A 14,189-nucleotide genomic window follows, 5' to 3' on the forward strand; every position below is an offset into this window, starting at 1 on the left:
CAAGTACCCAAAGAAGAACTTCGGCTCCTGCTCCTAGTTTGTATCCTCCCATAGTTGAACGGAAAAGAAGTATCTTTATATACTAAAAGTGAGGCCTTTACATCTAAAGTAATCTTCAACTTGTTTAATTCTTTTCCAATATACTTAACAAAAAAGTTCATAACGTCTTTTTACCATTCAAATAATCTACTCATGATGTTTGTAATTATATATGTATGAGTGATTTAGTAGGACGTCCAATTTTATAAAAAATAATCCCAACCTTTATTTCTCCTGGCACACTATATTATTGTCAGGAATTACAGATGCAAATATGGAGGAAAAAATGGATTCAATCAGTAAAAACGGAAAAGAAGCCGCGGAAGCGATTCGGAGCTATGTCAAACCGATTTTCGGTTTTGCGTTAAACCGGGTCAAGCAGCGGGCCGAGGCGGAAGATCTGGCTCAGGAGATTATGCTGCAGTTGTTGAAATCCTTCTCTGGGGTGCGGGACATTAGAAGCCTGGACGCTTACGTCTGGACGGTTGCTCGATACACTTGGGTGAATTGGTTGAAAAAACGTGCGCACGCTCCCCAAGCGATCGAAATCAACGGCATGTCTGAACTGTCTGCCGCCCCTTCCCGGGAACCGCTTGACCGTCTGCTGGCAACCGAAGCTTCACGCGAGCTGCGCCGAGAAGTCGCGTTTCTGTCCGACATCCATCGCCGGATCGTGGTCATGCATTACTATGACGGGCTTAAAATCGGTGATATCGCGATTGCTCTGAACATTCCTGTAGGCACGGTGAAATGGCATTTGAGCGAGGCTAAAAAGGAGTTACGGAAAGGGATGAAACGTATGCGTACAACAGGAACTTTAAGTGTCAATCCGGTCAGCATGGGGGAAATGGGCCATTCGGGTTCGGCCGGCAGTTTGGGCGAAACCAACGATTTTCTTGGACGCGCCTTGGCGCAAAATATCGTTTACGCGGCTTATCACAAGGCGCGTACCGTACATCAAATCGCGGAGGAGCTGGGAATGCCGCCGGCTTTGTTGGAAGGCGAAGTCCGGCATCTGGCCGATTACAATTTTCTCATCCAAACCTCTCCCGGCAAATATCAAAGCAATACCATCATCTGGGACCTCTTCGAGTTGGCCGTAGCCGGTCATCAATTTTGGCAAGATTGTGCTGCCGAAGTGGCCGATGTTCATTTTGACGCGTTAATGGAAGTTTGCCGTCAAGTCGAGGATAGCGGAGTGTACGTTCCGGACAGCGACTATAACTTCCTGCTTTGGACCTTGCTGCCCAAAAACATCGAGGAGCAATCTTGGCGGAGCATGCCAGCGGGCGAAAACTTCGATGCGGTCGCACCAATACGAAAGGACGGAGGTCAATATATTGCCTATGCGGCGTTAAATCGGAGCCACTATGCCGATCCGGGTTTTGATATGAGTAGTTACGTCACCTTCGGTCCGTCGCTCCGCTATGTCGAAAACTCTCCTTTATACTTGTGGCAATTCAATACGTACTGGAGCGACCGCCAGATGGATTGGCGTTCCCTGGAATATCGGAATGTCGAGATTTGTCATGCGTTCCAACAAGGGGAACTGCCCGACAACGAAGAGAACGCCGAGCAATATTCGTTCCTGCTGGAGAAGGGGTACATCCGCAAGACGGAGGAGGGGTACAAGTTCAATGCGGTTTGGATCGACTCTCCGCAAACGTTGGATCGGTTGAACAAAGCAATGCCGGATTTGTCCGCTCTGTATGCGCCTGCTGTCGGCAAGCTCTACGATAAAATGCTCAACCTGTTCCTGCAAAATCAGCCGAAGCATTTGGAGCCGCAGCTTGCTTATATGGTGAGAGGTAACACCGGCGGAGGCCGGCTTGTCGCTTATATTTTGAAGCATTTGATCGATAACGGGAAGTTGAAACCGCCGTTGCCGCACCAGCAGAAGAAGATTTCAACCTGGATGGGGCCGGTCAAGTAAGTCGGTTCGGAAATGTATACGAAGAATAGCCGTTCCCGGGTGGTGGCCATTTTCACACAAAACTTTGTCTGTCCTGTCCAACGAAGTGATTAGGACATCGCTATTTCACCACGGCCCCCTCCTGAACGTAGAAAATGATTAAAAACTCCCCATGACGCGTGTGCGCCATGGGGAGTTTTTAATCGCAATCGTATCTGCAAGATCTCCCCTTTACCTTACGATTTTTATCTTTCTTGTCCGCAACCAACCGTGAGAGGCCAGATGCTCCACATACTCAGCAGATCTATTCAGCAAAACTGCCCGTTAGTTGAGTAAAAGCAGCCAATCACAATGATCAGCTGCTTTCTTGTTGTTATTGAGCTAACGTTTCCCGTTAGCTTAATACATCAGGCGCAAAGTTTCATTTATTATTGAACAATTTCATTTACTAATTCATCATTCCAATGATTATCGGTATACCCACGGCTGTTGTTCCATTCTGCTAACATTTTTCTTTGTCTCAATTCTAAATCTCTGTAAGGGGCTGCAACAAACTCGATGTCGTGGAACAGATCATTATAAATAGGTAATTCGCTATTTAATTCCTTGAATTTTTTAAATGCACCTATATCCTTATCATTTGCAGCCCAAATCACTTTTTTAATCAAAGACAATACGATTGTACCTGTGCACATGGGACAAGGCTCACAGGTAGTATATAAGGTAAGTTCGTTCTTAGGAATAAATTTCTTGCTCTCAGGGTGAAGTATCACATTTCCAGCTTTTCTTATAGCGTCCACTTCGGCGTGAGCTGTAGAATCACAGCTTGAAAAAACTCTGTTCCTACCTCGGCTTACAACTGAACCATCTGCATCAACAATAATTGCACCGATAGGAAAGTACCCTCATCTCTTGCCTTTTCTGCTTCTTCAAAAGCTAACAGAAGGTTTTGGTAATGCTTGTCCATCTTATACACATCCCATCTCAGTAATTCCCAATAATAATATATTCCAAAAATATACTGCTACTCCTTCTCCCATAATGCTAATTTTTTCTTGTATGGCTAAGCTAATCTGCCCGCTAGCTTAATGAGGAGCTCATCATCCTAATATAATTTTCCTGTTCTCTACTTTCTGTAAAGGTATACAAAAAAGGAGCTTCAGCATTTCTGCAACGCTCCTATTGTCCGTCCGCTAGTTGAAAACAGCAGATGATCACTTTGAAACCCTGCCGACTATAGGCCCTAGGAATATTAAGATTGCATCTGTTTACAAACAGTATTCCAATTATAAAAAGGAGATCTGAGATGATCACCTGTTAGCCATGATTTTATACATTAAAAGGAATTACTTATGTAAGGTCACAGCCACTCACCCTAATTAGAGCGTCTCAACCAACTTCTGAATCTTTGAGTGGGAAATTAAATATACAGGTCCCATTATTTCTATTTTGCCGTCCTTTACACGTATAGCGCTCTCCTGTTCTGCCGCATAAACATCAATCGCTTCAGACAAGGGGGACAGGTAGCCTTGAACAAACGTGGCGTAGTCGCGTTGAGAATGAGATTCGTAGGCAAAATGATCAAAACCAATACCATTATAAATAGTACTTGTTTCAACTTCATCAGTGTTATTCAAGCTTAACCATTTTGCAGCCATGTTTAACGCACCGGCGCTGGCACCCATTATAATGGCATTGCTATTCTTAATAACATCCGATAATTCATAATCCAACAAAAAATCGTTCTGTAAAACAGGATATCCACCACATAAAAAAATGACAGAAGCGTTCCGAATGAATCGCTGAGCATCTTCTTTCTGCATACGGTAATCGATGAAATGATATTCATCAAAAATAATGTTAGCCTGATTCAACCATGTCCATTCAGAAACATCATCAAAGTTAACTTGCTCATCTTTATAACCAGACGGATTAGCACTAATCATAACAAGCGATTTTCTGTCTTGTATATCCTCCTGTAAACAATGGACCAGCTTCTCAGGAAAAAAATGATTAAACCAACTGAAATAGTAGTGAGTTTTCAAACTTAATTACTTTACATTCATCCATTCTTAACGAAAACATATTATACATGCTAGAAAGATGAACGGTTCTTCAGCCGCGTTAACCTGCTCGTTGGCTTAAACAATCGCATCACTAAACGATTCTTACTTTACTAATGCATATATGTTCGTGTCTCTTAATTCACTTCCATCAACAGACAGGTCTTCATTCCTAATAACACCTTCCATGTCAAACTTCAATCTTTCGGGGATCATCTTGCTTTTAGTGTTTTTAGTATCACAGCGTATTTCTATTCGATTTGCATTCAAATGATTAAAAGCAAAATCAGTGATACCTTGTACAGCTTCAGTCATATAACCTTTCCCACTATACCTAGTATCAATCCAATACCCAATTTCAAACTTTCGAACTTCCCAATCAATGCTGTGTAAGCTAGAAGAGGCTATTAATTGCCCGGTATCCTTCAAAAATACAAGTAGCCTTAGGTTTTCTCTACTTAGGAATTTAATATGAGCTTCTCTTATACCAAGTTCTGAATTATACTCCGTATGCTTTTCCTGAGCCCATTTCATCCAAGGCTTCAACTCTTCTATAGAAGCATTTACAGCTTCACATACTTCCTTTCCATCACCTGGTTTAGGCATTCTAATCAGTAGACGCTCTGTAAAAAACTCATCTGGAAAATCAATCATGATAGGATTCATAGACAACCTCTTTTTATATGCATTATACAAAATAATCCAATTAATTGATAGTACATTTAACATATCTATAACCACGTTAAAAAAAGCCCGGTTCTTCCCCCGGGCAACATACATTATTTGTATGGGTTACTTACTTATAAACTCTACCATCTTCTGATGTAATTCCTTCTCGGAACATTGAAAGATACCATTAAAATCCTGAGGGTCACGGATCAATTTGTTTAAATGGTCTATTCCATATCGTTGAACTACAAACTCCACAAATAGGAACGAAAACTGAAATCCTTTCATCGTTTCGAAATCCCAGGTATCATTATCTAATTGTTCGAACGTTGGGATCTCTAAATTGTGAATAGCCTCTTCTGTTGTACCTTCAATATAGCCCTGAGTCATCCCCTTGGCTTCATATCCACCAATTCCTTGCCTTATCCATTTCGGAGCCTTCGGATTGATTTCACTTATTAGCCACATGGTGAACAAGTGAACCGTACCTTTAAGAATCGATTGATAGGTATGCTCCGGTCCTGGATTTAATGGAGATACAATTTTGAGAATACTCCCTTCATAGGTACCCATGAACCAATTCGGAGCATCTGCTTCTCCGACCGCTTGGTGAAACGATGGCATATCAGGATATACTTCAATCGTTACTTTTCGCGATGGATGATAATTGTACTTTAACGAGATTCGTTCAATATGATCACTTAGTTCATTGAACAAATCATGGTGTACTTTATTAGGCGTATTGTTCAATCCCTCGTTTTCACCCTGATTAACAATTGAAATCAAATCTTGAATAGACATGATCGTAACGCCTCCCCATTCTTTCAGTTCCTTTTTAAGTTTTTCCAAAGCTCTATAGAGTCTGTTCTTTACTGCACTCTCACGCATCCCTACAATCTTAGAAATTTCAAGCAATGTGCAGTCCACAAAAAAGCGTAATGCAATGATTTCCTGGTCGGTTTCATTTAACTTTTTCAGCGCAACTCCGATATCAATTCGAAAATCAACATACTTCGTAAATTCAAGGGAGATCGACTGTGATTCATATCCCGTAAAATCAAACGGCGTTTCTTTTTTCCGCGATAATCTTCGATATTCGTTTTTCACTGTATTCTGAGCAATCTTGAATATCCATGTAAATAAATTTGATTTCCCTTGGAATCGGTGAAGATTCTCGACTGCTTTTAAAAACACCTGTTGAGTCAAATCATCTGCAACCATCGGGTTCAATTTCAGGGAAAAGTAGTTGCAAATTCTTTGACGATACAGCTCATAAGTGTTTTCAAAGTTAGTGATGCTTTCCTGTTTATCCGGATAAACAGGTTTTGTGTCATGAGCTCCTGACATGGTAAGAACCTCCTCTTGATTTACAATGAATTAGACACCAGAGAGAGTCAGAAGGCCACATAAATATAAAATAAATATGTATTCAATCTTTCAGGTTTGTTACTTACAGGACTAATCACCTTTTTGAAATCTCACTTCATATCATCTCTATGATTTCATATCTTTACAAATTTATAATGATAAGCAAAGATTGGAATAGTTCTGGAGGGAATCACATCATGTAACCGCCTTCCCAAAATGAAGGAGAGATAATAATGAAATACACCAATGTTTTATTATCAAGCGTTATTGTTTTAGGTAGCTTAGGCACGTTATCAACTGCATCATCTTCACTTCATACTTCAGATAAAATAGCACATATTGCTGCTAACTCAACATCTGTGAACTCTTCGACATACCAGAGTATATCTAAGTTTGAAAAAACAAAAGGCTCAAACAAAATTGTCTGGAGAGGTGACGACATCACGATAACCGCGAACACCTTAAAGCTAGATGCTGCTGCCGATTTTGAGCAAAACATCATTGACACCATTGTAGTTACTCATGGTAAAGAAAAGCACACCCTACAAACAGGAGATTTTGAAGTGAAATTATTGGATATAAGTAGTGTTGCTGAATCTCCATCGAATGAATGGGTTGCTATCCAAGTAGAAAAAAGTGCCGGCAGCAACCTCATTCTCATGAACCTTAAAACAGGAAATTACACAATTATAAACGAACGTCTTGAAACGGCAGGTAAACAAAATGTAGAAACCATTTCATCATATAATTGGTCACCAAAAGAAGACATCATTGCATTTTCTTATGGAAGTACGGAGAAAAGCACGTTAGCAATATACGACACTAAGAAAGACAGTGTTGTTTATCTCCCTCGGGCAACCAACTATATTAGCACAGGTCTAATATTATGGCATGAGAACGGAAAAAGTATGGATTACATTAGTGAGTATCCTTCAGATCAATGGATTCTTTTCAGATACGATATAGGAATCAAAAAAGTTAAGCCTGTAAAAAGAATCACCAAAAAGGAATTTCAGCAGTGGTTTAAATTAGATAAATATCCTGCAAAATAATAAAAAAATGATTGGACGAAAAATACGTTTCTTCAATTCAACTTATATAGCAAAAAGGCGAGTCTCCATTAATCGGGGGACTCGCCTTTTTGCTATATAATAAACATTTAAGAAGTTCCTTTTTGTTTACTCGCCTGCATCTGCTGGGCAAATCTCATCATCTCTTCGAACTCTTCCTCGGATACGGCATCTCCATCGGTGCTTATGTCTTGTACAATCGGAATTTCGGGCTTGGCTTTGGTTCCTTTGCCGTATGTACGGGTACGGGTTCCAGCTGCACCAGCAGCCTGTTTGCCTTTGACCTTGGCCTGATCACGAATATATTGAACAGCTTTCTCGTAGGAGTTCACCTGTTTGAGCAACATGTTGGAGGCGATCGCCTCAACAAAGTTACGGTTAATCCGTTGCTCGCCGCCGGATACAAGCAATGCCATCAAATAATGAATCAATACATTGATAACTTCACCAGGCAACTTGTAACTCAGATCAATTTTCTCAAATATATCGATCAGATTGTCCGGTACTGCACCAGGGAAGAACGTCTGCAGCAGACGCGTATACGGCTCATTCCGCAACATCATATTGTATTGATGAATATCACACTTGGTCATAAATTGTGGAGGCACTTCGACGTAGTACTCCATCTGCACTCCATGCTCAACAGGTGGTTCACCAGAGTCCTCTTTCCGTTCAGGCTCCTCCATATGCTGTCTCAGTGCCACGACCTTGGCTGCCTGTACAGTCTGTTGCTCATGGCGCTTCTTCGTCTGCCTGAACTGCATGCTCGCCTTATGCTGAAGATCATCCAGAATCAGCTGGCCCTGTGGGCTGAAGATATCATCTTCGTCCAGGAGTCGGCATACATCCTGCACACTGAGATTAAACTTGTTAACTACATAATTTACAATGCCCAGTTGTTCATGATCGAATCGCAATTGTTCCACATGACGACGATTGACCGACTCCCGCGGGAAACGCAAAATAATGTCGGCATAGTTCAAACTATTTTCTTCCGCTGCATCATTCGTGCCTGTCCGCTGGGCCGTAGTTGATACTTCCGACAATGCTTGCTCCAACTCATAATCAATTACGTGGGTATTCAATTCAAATATATCGTAAAAGGGAACGGAAATATTCTCTTTATTGGCTGCCGGATAAGGCGCGTCCCCATTTTCCACTGCCGAGAAACCGGAACGCAAGGAAAGTACGGCGAATTTGCCTATCTTGTCACGAAGCAGCAGTGTCAAATGCTGTGTCCGGAAAAACTCTGCCGGAGAGAGCGGCGGTTGCAGCTCATATTCGTAGATGTAATCATCATTTTCCGGTATATATAGACGTGATGTCTGAAGTAGCCCCACTGCCTCAAGCTTGGATGTCTGCTCTAACAAATATTTGCGCCCTTTCTCACTTGGCTCCAAGCCAAGCGTCATGAACAACCTCCGTTGCTGTTCAAGCGGCGAATAACCGACCTGTTCACCGGGAAGATGCTGAAACAACAGCCGATACAAGCCAACCGCAAAAGCACCTACCATGGGCTGATATGCTCCTGTAAGCATACGGTCATCCAGGGCGCTAAGTCCAAACTCCCTGTATACGCAGTAGCGATGATGTTCAGTATAATGGTGCAGATTCTTCATGCGCATAGCCTGATCTCCTTCTCCCCAAAAGTATGTTTATCTATTCTATCATAAATGTCTGATCCTCAAATGCTCAAAAACAGTTAAAAAGATGGCCTGTTCTCGTTCCGTTTCGTCCTAGGTCGACATCATTCACGTTTTCGCCGAATTCAGCAAATTTCTAAAATAAAATGTCGAGAGCCGCTAGAATACTATAAAAGCTGTAGCCGCAGAATACAAGGGAATATCTAAAGAGAATGTTCTCCAGATGTATATGAAGTACAAGTGTACAATAATCCTTATAATATAAATGAACAGCAAAAAAGCCTTCCCTTTGTACTCGTAAGCGTTTACGACAAAGACAAGACTTTCACGCGATTACAGTGGCATGTGTTACCTCTTTCCAACAATCTAAAACATTCTGTACCCACCCAAACGCAACTTCTGGATCGTCCATCCACTGATTATCGCACCAGCCAGTCCAGCGATGCCCGTCATATAGTCTACAAGCTGGAAAGAACCCAGATGTGACATCAGAGATGACGACTGATCCCATAGAGAGTACACAACAATAGGCAGAATTACAATAATGAACAGATAGGAAGGAAACCAGGTTGTCTTCATCAGCATGTTCAGAATGAAACCGATACCAAACATCATAACGAAAAATAATACCATCAATACCAACACAGGTATAAATTGCATCGGGCGACATTCACCTCTTCTTTCACACATTCAGGTTTCACTTCTAGATAGTAGTTAGTGTACCGCAAAAAATGTGGCGAAGCAACGAACTTTCTGGACAAATTTCCCTATATTTATACTCTGTTCATTTGCCCTTCTGCTTCATGTTGGGATACAATGTAAACGATAAAGCAATCACCCGTCCCTTATAGGGATTTGGAAATATACCTTGCAGGAGGAACACAACCAATGAACGAAGCCGCATCAACACTGGAGGGCTGGTACGCCCTGCATGATTTTCGCTCGATTAACTGGGCCGCCTGGAAAGCAGCAGATGATGAAGAACGCGCTGTAGCACTGGACGATCTGGAAGAATTCTGGAAGGAATGGAAAGAAGTCGAGAATTCATCCAAAGGAAGTACCGTTGTGTATACGGTTGTAGGTCAAAAAGCAGACCTCGTCATGATGCATCTGCGTGAAACGCTGGAGGATCTGAAGGCTGTTGAGAACGCGTTTAACAAAACGATGTTTGCCCAATACACAACTAAGTCGTATTCCTACGTCAGTGTAGTGGAACTGAGCAACTATCTTGGCAAAGAAGGCGAAGACCCGATGCAGAATCCGGATATTATCGCCCGTCTGAAACCTGTTCTGCCACAACGACAATACATCTGCTTCTATCCGATGAACAAAAAACGTGAGCTGAATGACAACTGGTACATGCTGTCCATGGACGAGCGTCGCACCATGATGCGTAGTCACGGCATGATTGGCCGCAGCTATGCGGGTAAAGTGAAACAGATCATTACCGGCTCTGTCGGTTTCGACGATTGGGAATGGGGCGTTACGCTATTTGCGGATGATGCACTTCAGTTCAAGAAACTTGTCTATGAGATGCGTTTCGATGAAGTTAGCGCCCGTTACGGCGAATTCGGTTCGTTCTATGTGGGAAGTCTGTTGAACGAAGGAACACTGGAAGACATGCTTAAGCTGTAGAAACAGCACAAAGCACAATAAAGCACCGCGACATCTCCTGTAAAGGATACTGTCTGCGGTGCTTTATTATCTATCTATATTCTACTACCTCAAGCTTGATTTAGATCTATATTGTTTGAACTATTTATTTACACAAAAACGGAAAGGACAGAAAAAACCTGAAAAAGCGAAGCTATAAGCTTTCTGCAAGAAAGCTACTTCGAAAGCATCCACTTTGCCTACAAGCTTTCTGAAAGAAAGCTACATCGGAAGCATACGCTATCACCGGATTTTCCCTTTAACAAAAGGGAATCAAAAAAATCTGGGGATAACAGCGATTGGAAGGTTATTCTGTCATTGAAGTGTATGTGTAAACATCTTTAGTTCAACTTATATCGTCTCTAATCCTCGTCCTCATCATCTACCGCTTTCAGCGATTCGAGGAATTCGGCTGTGGCCCGGTCACGGTCACGACCCTTCTCTTTAAGCCGCTCAATCGCAGGCATAATGAGAATATCCACTTCTTTCTGCACGATGTAGGCCAGATCATATTGATCCTGTTCCTCCAGATAACCACCGACCTGCATCAGGGCGTTGTAACGATCCAGCTCTTCACGTGTTAATAGTCCCCGGACCTGAACACTGCAATGTCTCATCCAAAAAACCGCCCTTTCTTCAGGACTAACGGAATACCACCAATGATGAACAGATAACGCAGATCTACCAGCTTCTTCAACTGAGCCGCTTTCCAGCCCTTGTATTTCTTGCCGCCCACAACGGCAATAGCTTCACCTTTACCCAGTGATGCAACCGTGCCTTTGCTCGTAAATACAAAAGGTTGTGGCTGTTTCTTGCGAATGGATGCCACAACGTTCTTGGCGCAGTTCACACCCTGCTGCATCGCAATCTGGGCTGTTGGCGGATAAGGCCGTCCTTCCGCGTTGAAGACAAGTGAATTATCACCAATGACATAGACATGCTCATGCCCTGGAGCACGCAAGTAGTCGTCTACTTTCACACGTCCTCGCATCACTTCAAGACCTGCCTGTTCAAGCAGTGAGTTACCGCGAATACCGCCGGTCCATACGACTGTAGCTGCATCGAGCTTTTCACCTTCACCCACAATAACCCCGTCCGGGAGACATTGCTTGATTGGAACACCAATTTTGAAAGTAACACCCTTTTTCTTGAGCACATTCATTGCATGTTCTACCAATTCCGGGTCAAATCCAGGCAAGGCCGAAGGCGCTGCCTCTACATTATAGATGTGCACATGTTTCGGATTCACGTCGAACTCCTTGCACAGCTGTGGAATACGATCTGCAAGTTCAGCTACGAATTCAACACCACTGAAACCCGCTCCACCTACGACAAACCGAATACGATTTCGTTTGTTATCGTTTTTGTACATCGCAAATTGATATTCGATGTGTTCTCGAATCAGTCTGACCGAGTTAATGCTGCGGATTGTCATGGCGTGATCGAGCATCCCCGGAATACCGAAGGTCTCAGGCTCACCGCCTAGTCCAATAATCAGATAATCATAGGATAACGTGCCGTCCTCCAGAATAATCTTCCGATCCTGCAGACGAATCTCCTTCACGGAAGACTTGACCAGATCAATCTTGAACTCATCAATCAGCTTGGAAATGGGCACTCTTGCATGCTCAATGGTATCCGTGCCGGCTGCCGGCATATGTAGATGTGTAGTAATATAATGATAATCATGCCGATTCACCAATGTGACGTCGGCCTCGTTATAGTTCAATTCCTTCTGCAGCCGCTGGGCTGTCAGAATCCCGCCATAGCCCGCGCCGAGGATGACGATTTTGGGAATACTGCTCATGTCTATACCCCTTCCGGTTTCACTTGCATCAGCCCGATCTTGGGTGAGATGCAAAATGCACATACTTACAAATATTGATGAGGTCTTGCCCATTATGACGACAAATGTTAACTTCGCGAATTTATTTAAACGTTTGCATCAATTTCATAACTCACTAAAAATGGATTTTATGAAACTAGATATCGACGTATCGAACCGTTTTGATCTATATCTAGACTTGATTGAAGCAACTAAAGGGTTTATGAAATTGATACGTTTGCACGCAAGTTATCGTTTCAAGTTGTGAAATTAACCACAAGATTCTACAAAACACGGGATCTGTCTTCATATTACATATTGACTCTAAATTAGACAAAAAAACACATAGTACAGGTCAAGGATATCTGTATTTCTAGTAAAGATCAAGGTTTTTTTTGTTATTTTTCATAACCTTTCATTTCCAATTTCATCCTATTCTCATCTGATCTTCATCAATTGTTCCCAGTTTCGTGACGCCGCTAACTTTGCAACCCTGAATACACCGTTTATAATAGGAAAGACAGTTCAGCACCCATGCCGGTTACGATACGTAGCCTGCACATTCTTTCTGTTAACTACCTATTAAAATATGAAAGGTGTTGTTGATTCTTGACTGCACAAAATTCCAGTCATGATATGACTGATTTACTTATTATCGGTGGAGGCCCTGCGGGTCTGTTCGCCGCGTTTTATGGTGGGATGCGTCAGGCATCCGTTACACTGGTTGAAAGTATGCCACAGCTTGGTGGACAGCTTGCCGCTCTTTACCCGGAGAAATACATCTATGATGTAGCCGGATTCCCGAAAGTAACAGCTCAGGAACTGGTGAATAACCTCGTTGAGCAAATGAATCATTTTAACCCGAACATCCGGCTTGAAGAAAAGGTTGTATCGGTGGAGAAAAAGGATGAGCAACATTTCGTCGTGAAGACGGATGAGAATGAATATCATGCCAAAGCCGTCATTATTACAGCTGGTGTAGGTGCATTCGAACCACGTCGCCTGGAGCTTGAAGGTGCTGCCAAGTTCGAGAAGAGCAACCTGCACTACTTCATCAGTGATCTGAATGCCTTCGCTGGCAAAAAAGTACTGATCAGTGGCGGCGGTGACTCCGCGGTAGACTGGGCACTTATGCTGGAGCCTATCGCTGAGCAAGTAACGCTGATCCATCGCCGGGACAAGTTCCGTGCACATGAGCACAGTGTCGAAAACCTGATGAATTCCAAGGTGAATGTGGTTACACCGACCGAAATCACGGAACTTCACGGAGATGACACGATTACCAAAGTAACCCTTTCTCATGTGAAAACCAAAGAAACTCAGGAAATCGAAGTAGATGACGTGATCGTTAACTTCGGATTTGTCTCTTCTCTCGGACCGATTGCCGAGTGGGGTATCGAAATTGACAGTAACTCCATCGTTGTTGATTCCCGCATGGAAACATCTATTCCAGGAATCTTCGCTGCTGGAGATATCACAACATATCCGGGTAAACTGAAGCTGATCGCTGTCGGATTCGGCGAAGCTCCAACAGCCGTCAACAATGCGAAGGTGTACTTCGATCCGGATGCCAAGTTGTCCCCAGGACACAGCAGTAACATGAAACGCTAGTTTTGCTGAAATAACATATATTGATACAAAAAAGGGTATCTTACTCCTGAGTGAATCCATATCAGGAGGGATACCCTTGTCTTATATATGCCCGCTGTGTAACGGTCTGGTTGTACCGGAGCAGGCTTGCCCCCACTGCCTTCAGGGACTGTTAGAATGCGGCAAATTGGATGATTACACCGGACCATACAGCCCCTACGTATTCCAACCTTCCTCTGACACGGCAGACGAAGTCGAAAACGTTTGCAATCATGTGATGTACTGTCACCATTGTCAGACGAGCACGCCATGGCCAGTCTCACTATGGGACTTGTCCGGAAACCTGTAACATTGCCT

The 14,189-nt window shown here is 42.9% G+C and carries 13 protein-coding genes; 5 read left to right on the forward strand and 8 right to left on the reverse strand.

Features of this window, described 5'->3' with window-relative positions:
- Positions 1-325 precede the first annotated feature (325 nt).
- Positions 326-1,972, forward strand: coding sequence for an RNA polymerase sigma factor (locus tag MKY95_RS27415; RefSeq protein WP_339195387.1), 1,647 nt, complete (start codon positions 326-328; stop codon positions 1,970-1,972).
- A 407-nt stretch (positions 1,973-2,379) separates the two neighbouring features.
- On the opposite strand, the gene MKY95_RS27420 is transcribed toward MKY95_RS27415, so the two are convergent.
- From MKY95_RS27420 to MKY95_RS27435, 4 genes are all read right to left on the reverse strand, one after another.
- Positions 2,380-2,844 carry a nucleoside deaminase gene (locus tag MKY95_RS27420; protein WP_338595039.1) on the reverse strand — a complete coding sequence of 155 codons (465 nt, stop codon included), beginning with the start codon at positions 2,842-2,844 and terminating at the stop codon, positions 2,380-2,382.
- A gap of 486 nt (positions 2,845-3,330) precedes the next feature.
- A complete protein-coding gene (locus MKY95_RS27425; protein WP_282320280.1) occupies positions 3,331-3,996 on the reverse strand; it encodes a cyanophycinase in 666 nt (221 codons plus the stop codon).
- Positions 3,997-4,119: 123 nt separating this feature from the next.
- The gene (locus tag MKY95_RS27430; RefSeq protein ID WP_315937843.1) at positions 4,120-4,680 is read right to left on the reverse strand and encodes a GNAT family N-acetyltransferase; all 561 of its coding nucleotides are present in this window, start codon (positions 4,678-4,680) and stop codon (positions 4,120-4,122) included.
- A gap of 126 nt (positions 4,681-4,806) precedes the next feature.
- Complete coding sequence (locus tag MKY95_RS27435; protein ID WP_339195391.1) at positions 4,807-6,030, reverse strand: sigma-70 family RNA polymerase sigma factor; 1,224 nt, start codon at positions 6,028-6,030, stop codon at positions 4,807-4,809.
- Positions 6,031-6,284: 254 nt separating this feature from the next.
- Here MKY95_RS27435 and MKY95_RS27440 point away from each other — a divergent pair, with 254 nt between their 5' ends.
- Complete coding sequence (locus MKY95_RS27440; protein ID WP_339195394.1) at positions 6,285-7,103, forward strand: hypothetical protein; 819 nt, start codon at positions 6,285-6,287, stop codon at positions 7,101-7,103.
- A gap of 107 nt (positions 7,104-7,210) precedes the next feature.
- On the opposite strand, the gene MKY95_RS27445 is transcribed toward MKY95_RS27440, so the two are convergent.
- Together MKY95_RS27445 and MKY95_RS27450 are read right to left on the reverse strand one after the other, a co-directional pair.
- A complete protein-coding gene (locus MKY95_RS27445; RefSeq protein ID WP_036605770.1) occupies positions 7,211-8,746 on the reverse strand; it encodes a helicase DnaB in 1,536 nt (511 codons plus the stop codon).
- A 384-nt stretch (positions 8,747-9,130) separates the two neighbouring features.
- On the reverse strand, positions 9,131-9,424 hold the full coding sequence (locus MKY95_RS27450) for a YuiB family protein (protein ID WP_036673352.1): 294 nt from the start codon (positions 9,422-9,424) through the stop codon (positions 9,131-9,133).
- Positions 9,425-9,652: 228 nt separating this feature from the next.
- Between MKY95_RS27450 and hemQ the strand changes: the two genes are divergently transcribed.
- Complete coding sequence (hemQ, locus tag MKY95_RS27455) at positions 9,653-10,399, forward strand: hydrogen peroxide-dependent heme synthase (protein ID WP_339195396.1); 747 nt, start codon at positions 9,653-9,655, stop codon at positions 10,397-10,399.
- 380 nt (positions 10,400-10,779) lie between these two features.
- Here hemQ and MKY95_RS27460 read toward each other — a convergent pair whose 3' ends face one another.
- Both MKY95_RS27460 and MKY95_RS27465 read right to left on the reverse strand, forming a co-directional pair.
- The gene (locus MKY95_RS27460; protein WP_036605767.1) at positions 10,780-11,034 is read right to left on the reverse strand and encodes a hypothetical protein; all 255 of its coding nucleotides are present in this window, start codon (positions 11,032-11,034) and stop codon (positions 10,780-10,782) included.
- Positions 11,031-12,224: an NAD(P)/FAD-dependent oxidoreductase gene (locus tag MKY95_RS27465; RefSeq protein WP_036605766.1), complete on the reverse strand. Its 1,194-nt coding sequence runs from the start codon at positions 12,222-12,224 to the stop codon at positions 11,031-11,033. The genes MKY95_RS27460 and MKY95_RS27465 overlap by 4 nt, the downstream gene beginning before the upstream one ends.
- A gap of 627 nt (positions 12,225-12,851) precedes the next feature.
- Here MKY95_RS27465 and MKY95_RS27470 point away from each other — a divergent pair.
- Entirely contained in the window at positions 12,852-13,853 is a 1,002-nt protein-coding gene (locus MKY95_RS27470) for an NAD(P)/FAD-dependent oxidoreductase (protein ID WP_036605764.1), read from the forward strand.
- Positions 13,854-13,929: 76 nt separating this feature from the next.
- Positions 13,930-14,181, forward strand: coding sequence for a hypothetical protein (locus MKY95_RS27475; protein ID WP_074096361.1), 252 nt, complete (start codon positions 13,930-13,932; stop codon positions 14,179-14,181).
- Positions 14,182-14,189: the final 8 nt, after the last annotated feature.

The organism is Paenibacillus sp. FSL P4-0176 (assembly GCF_037975265.1).
Classification (GTDB): Bacteria; Bacillota; Bacilli; order Paenibacillales; family Paenibacillaceae; genus Paenibacillus; species Paenibacillus amylolyticus.

What these genes read in the sequence shown, in the direction of transcription:
- hemQ (WP_339195396.1), top strand. Translation starts at nt 9,653, where the DNA reads ATGAACGAAGCCGCATCAACACTGGAGGGCTGGTACGCCCTGCATGAT.
- MKY95_RS27450 (WP_036673352.1), bottom strand. Translation starts at nt 9,424, where the DNA reads ATGCAATTTATACCTGTGTTGGTATTGATGGTATTATTTTTCGTTATG.
- MKY95_RS27440 (WP_339195394.1), top strand. Translation starts at nt 6,285, where the DNA reads ATGAAATACACCAATGTTTTATTATCAAGCGTTATTGTTTTAGGTAGC.
- MKY95_RS27445 (WP_036605770.1), bottom strand. Translation starts at nt 8,746, where the DNA reads ATGCGCATGAAGAATCTGCACCATTATACTGAACATCATCGCTACTGC.
- MKY95_RS27415 (WP_339195387.1), top strand. Translation starts at nt 326, where the DNA reads ATGGATTCAATCAGTAAAAACGGAAAAGAAGCCGCGGAAGCGATTCGG.
- MKY95_RS27460 (WP_036605767.1), bottom strand. Translation starts at nt 11,034, where the DNA reads ATGAGACATTGCAGTGTTCAGGTCCGGGGACTATTAACACGTGAAGAG.
- MKY95_RS27465 (WP_036605766.1), bottom strand. Translation starts at nt 12,224, where the DNA reads ATGAGCAGTATTCCCAAAATCGTCATCCTCGGCGCGGGCTATGGCGGG.
- MKY95_RS27435 (WP_339195391.1), bottom strand. Translation starts at nt 6,030, where the DNA reads ATGTCAGGAGCTCATGACACAAAACCTGTTTATCCGGATAAACAGGAA.
- MKY95_RS27430 (WP_315937843.1), bottom strand. Translation starts at nt 4,680, where the DNA reads ATGAATCCTATCATGATTGATTTTCCAGATGAGTTTTTTACAGAGCGT.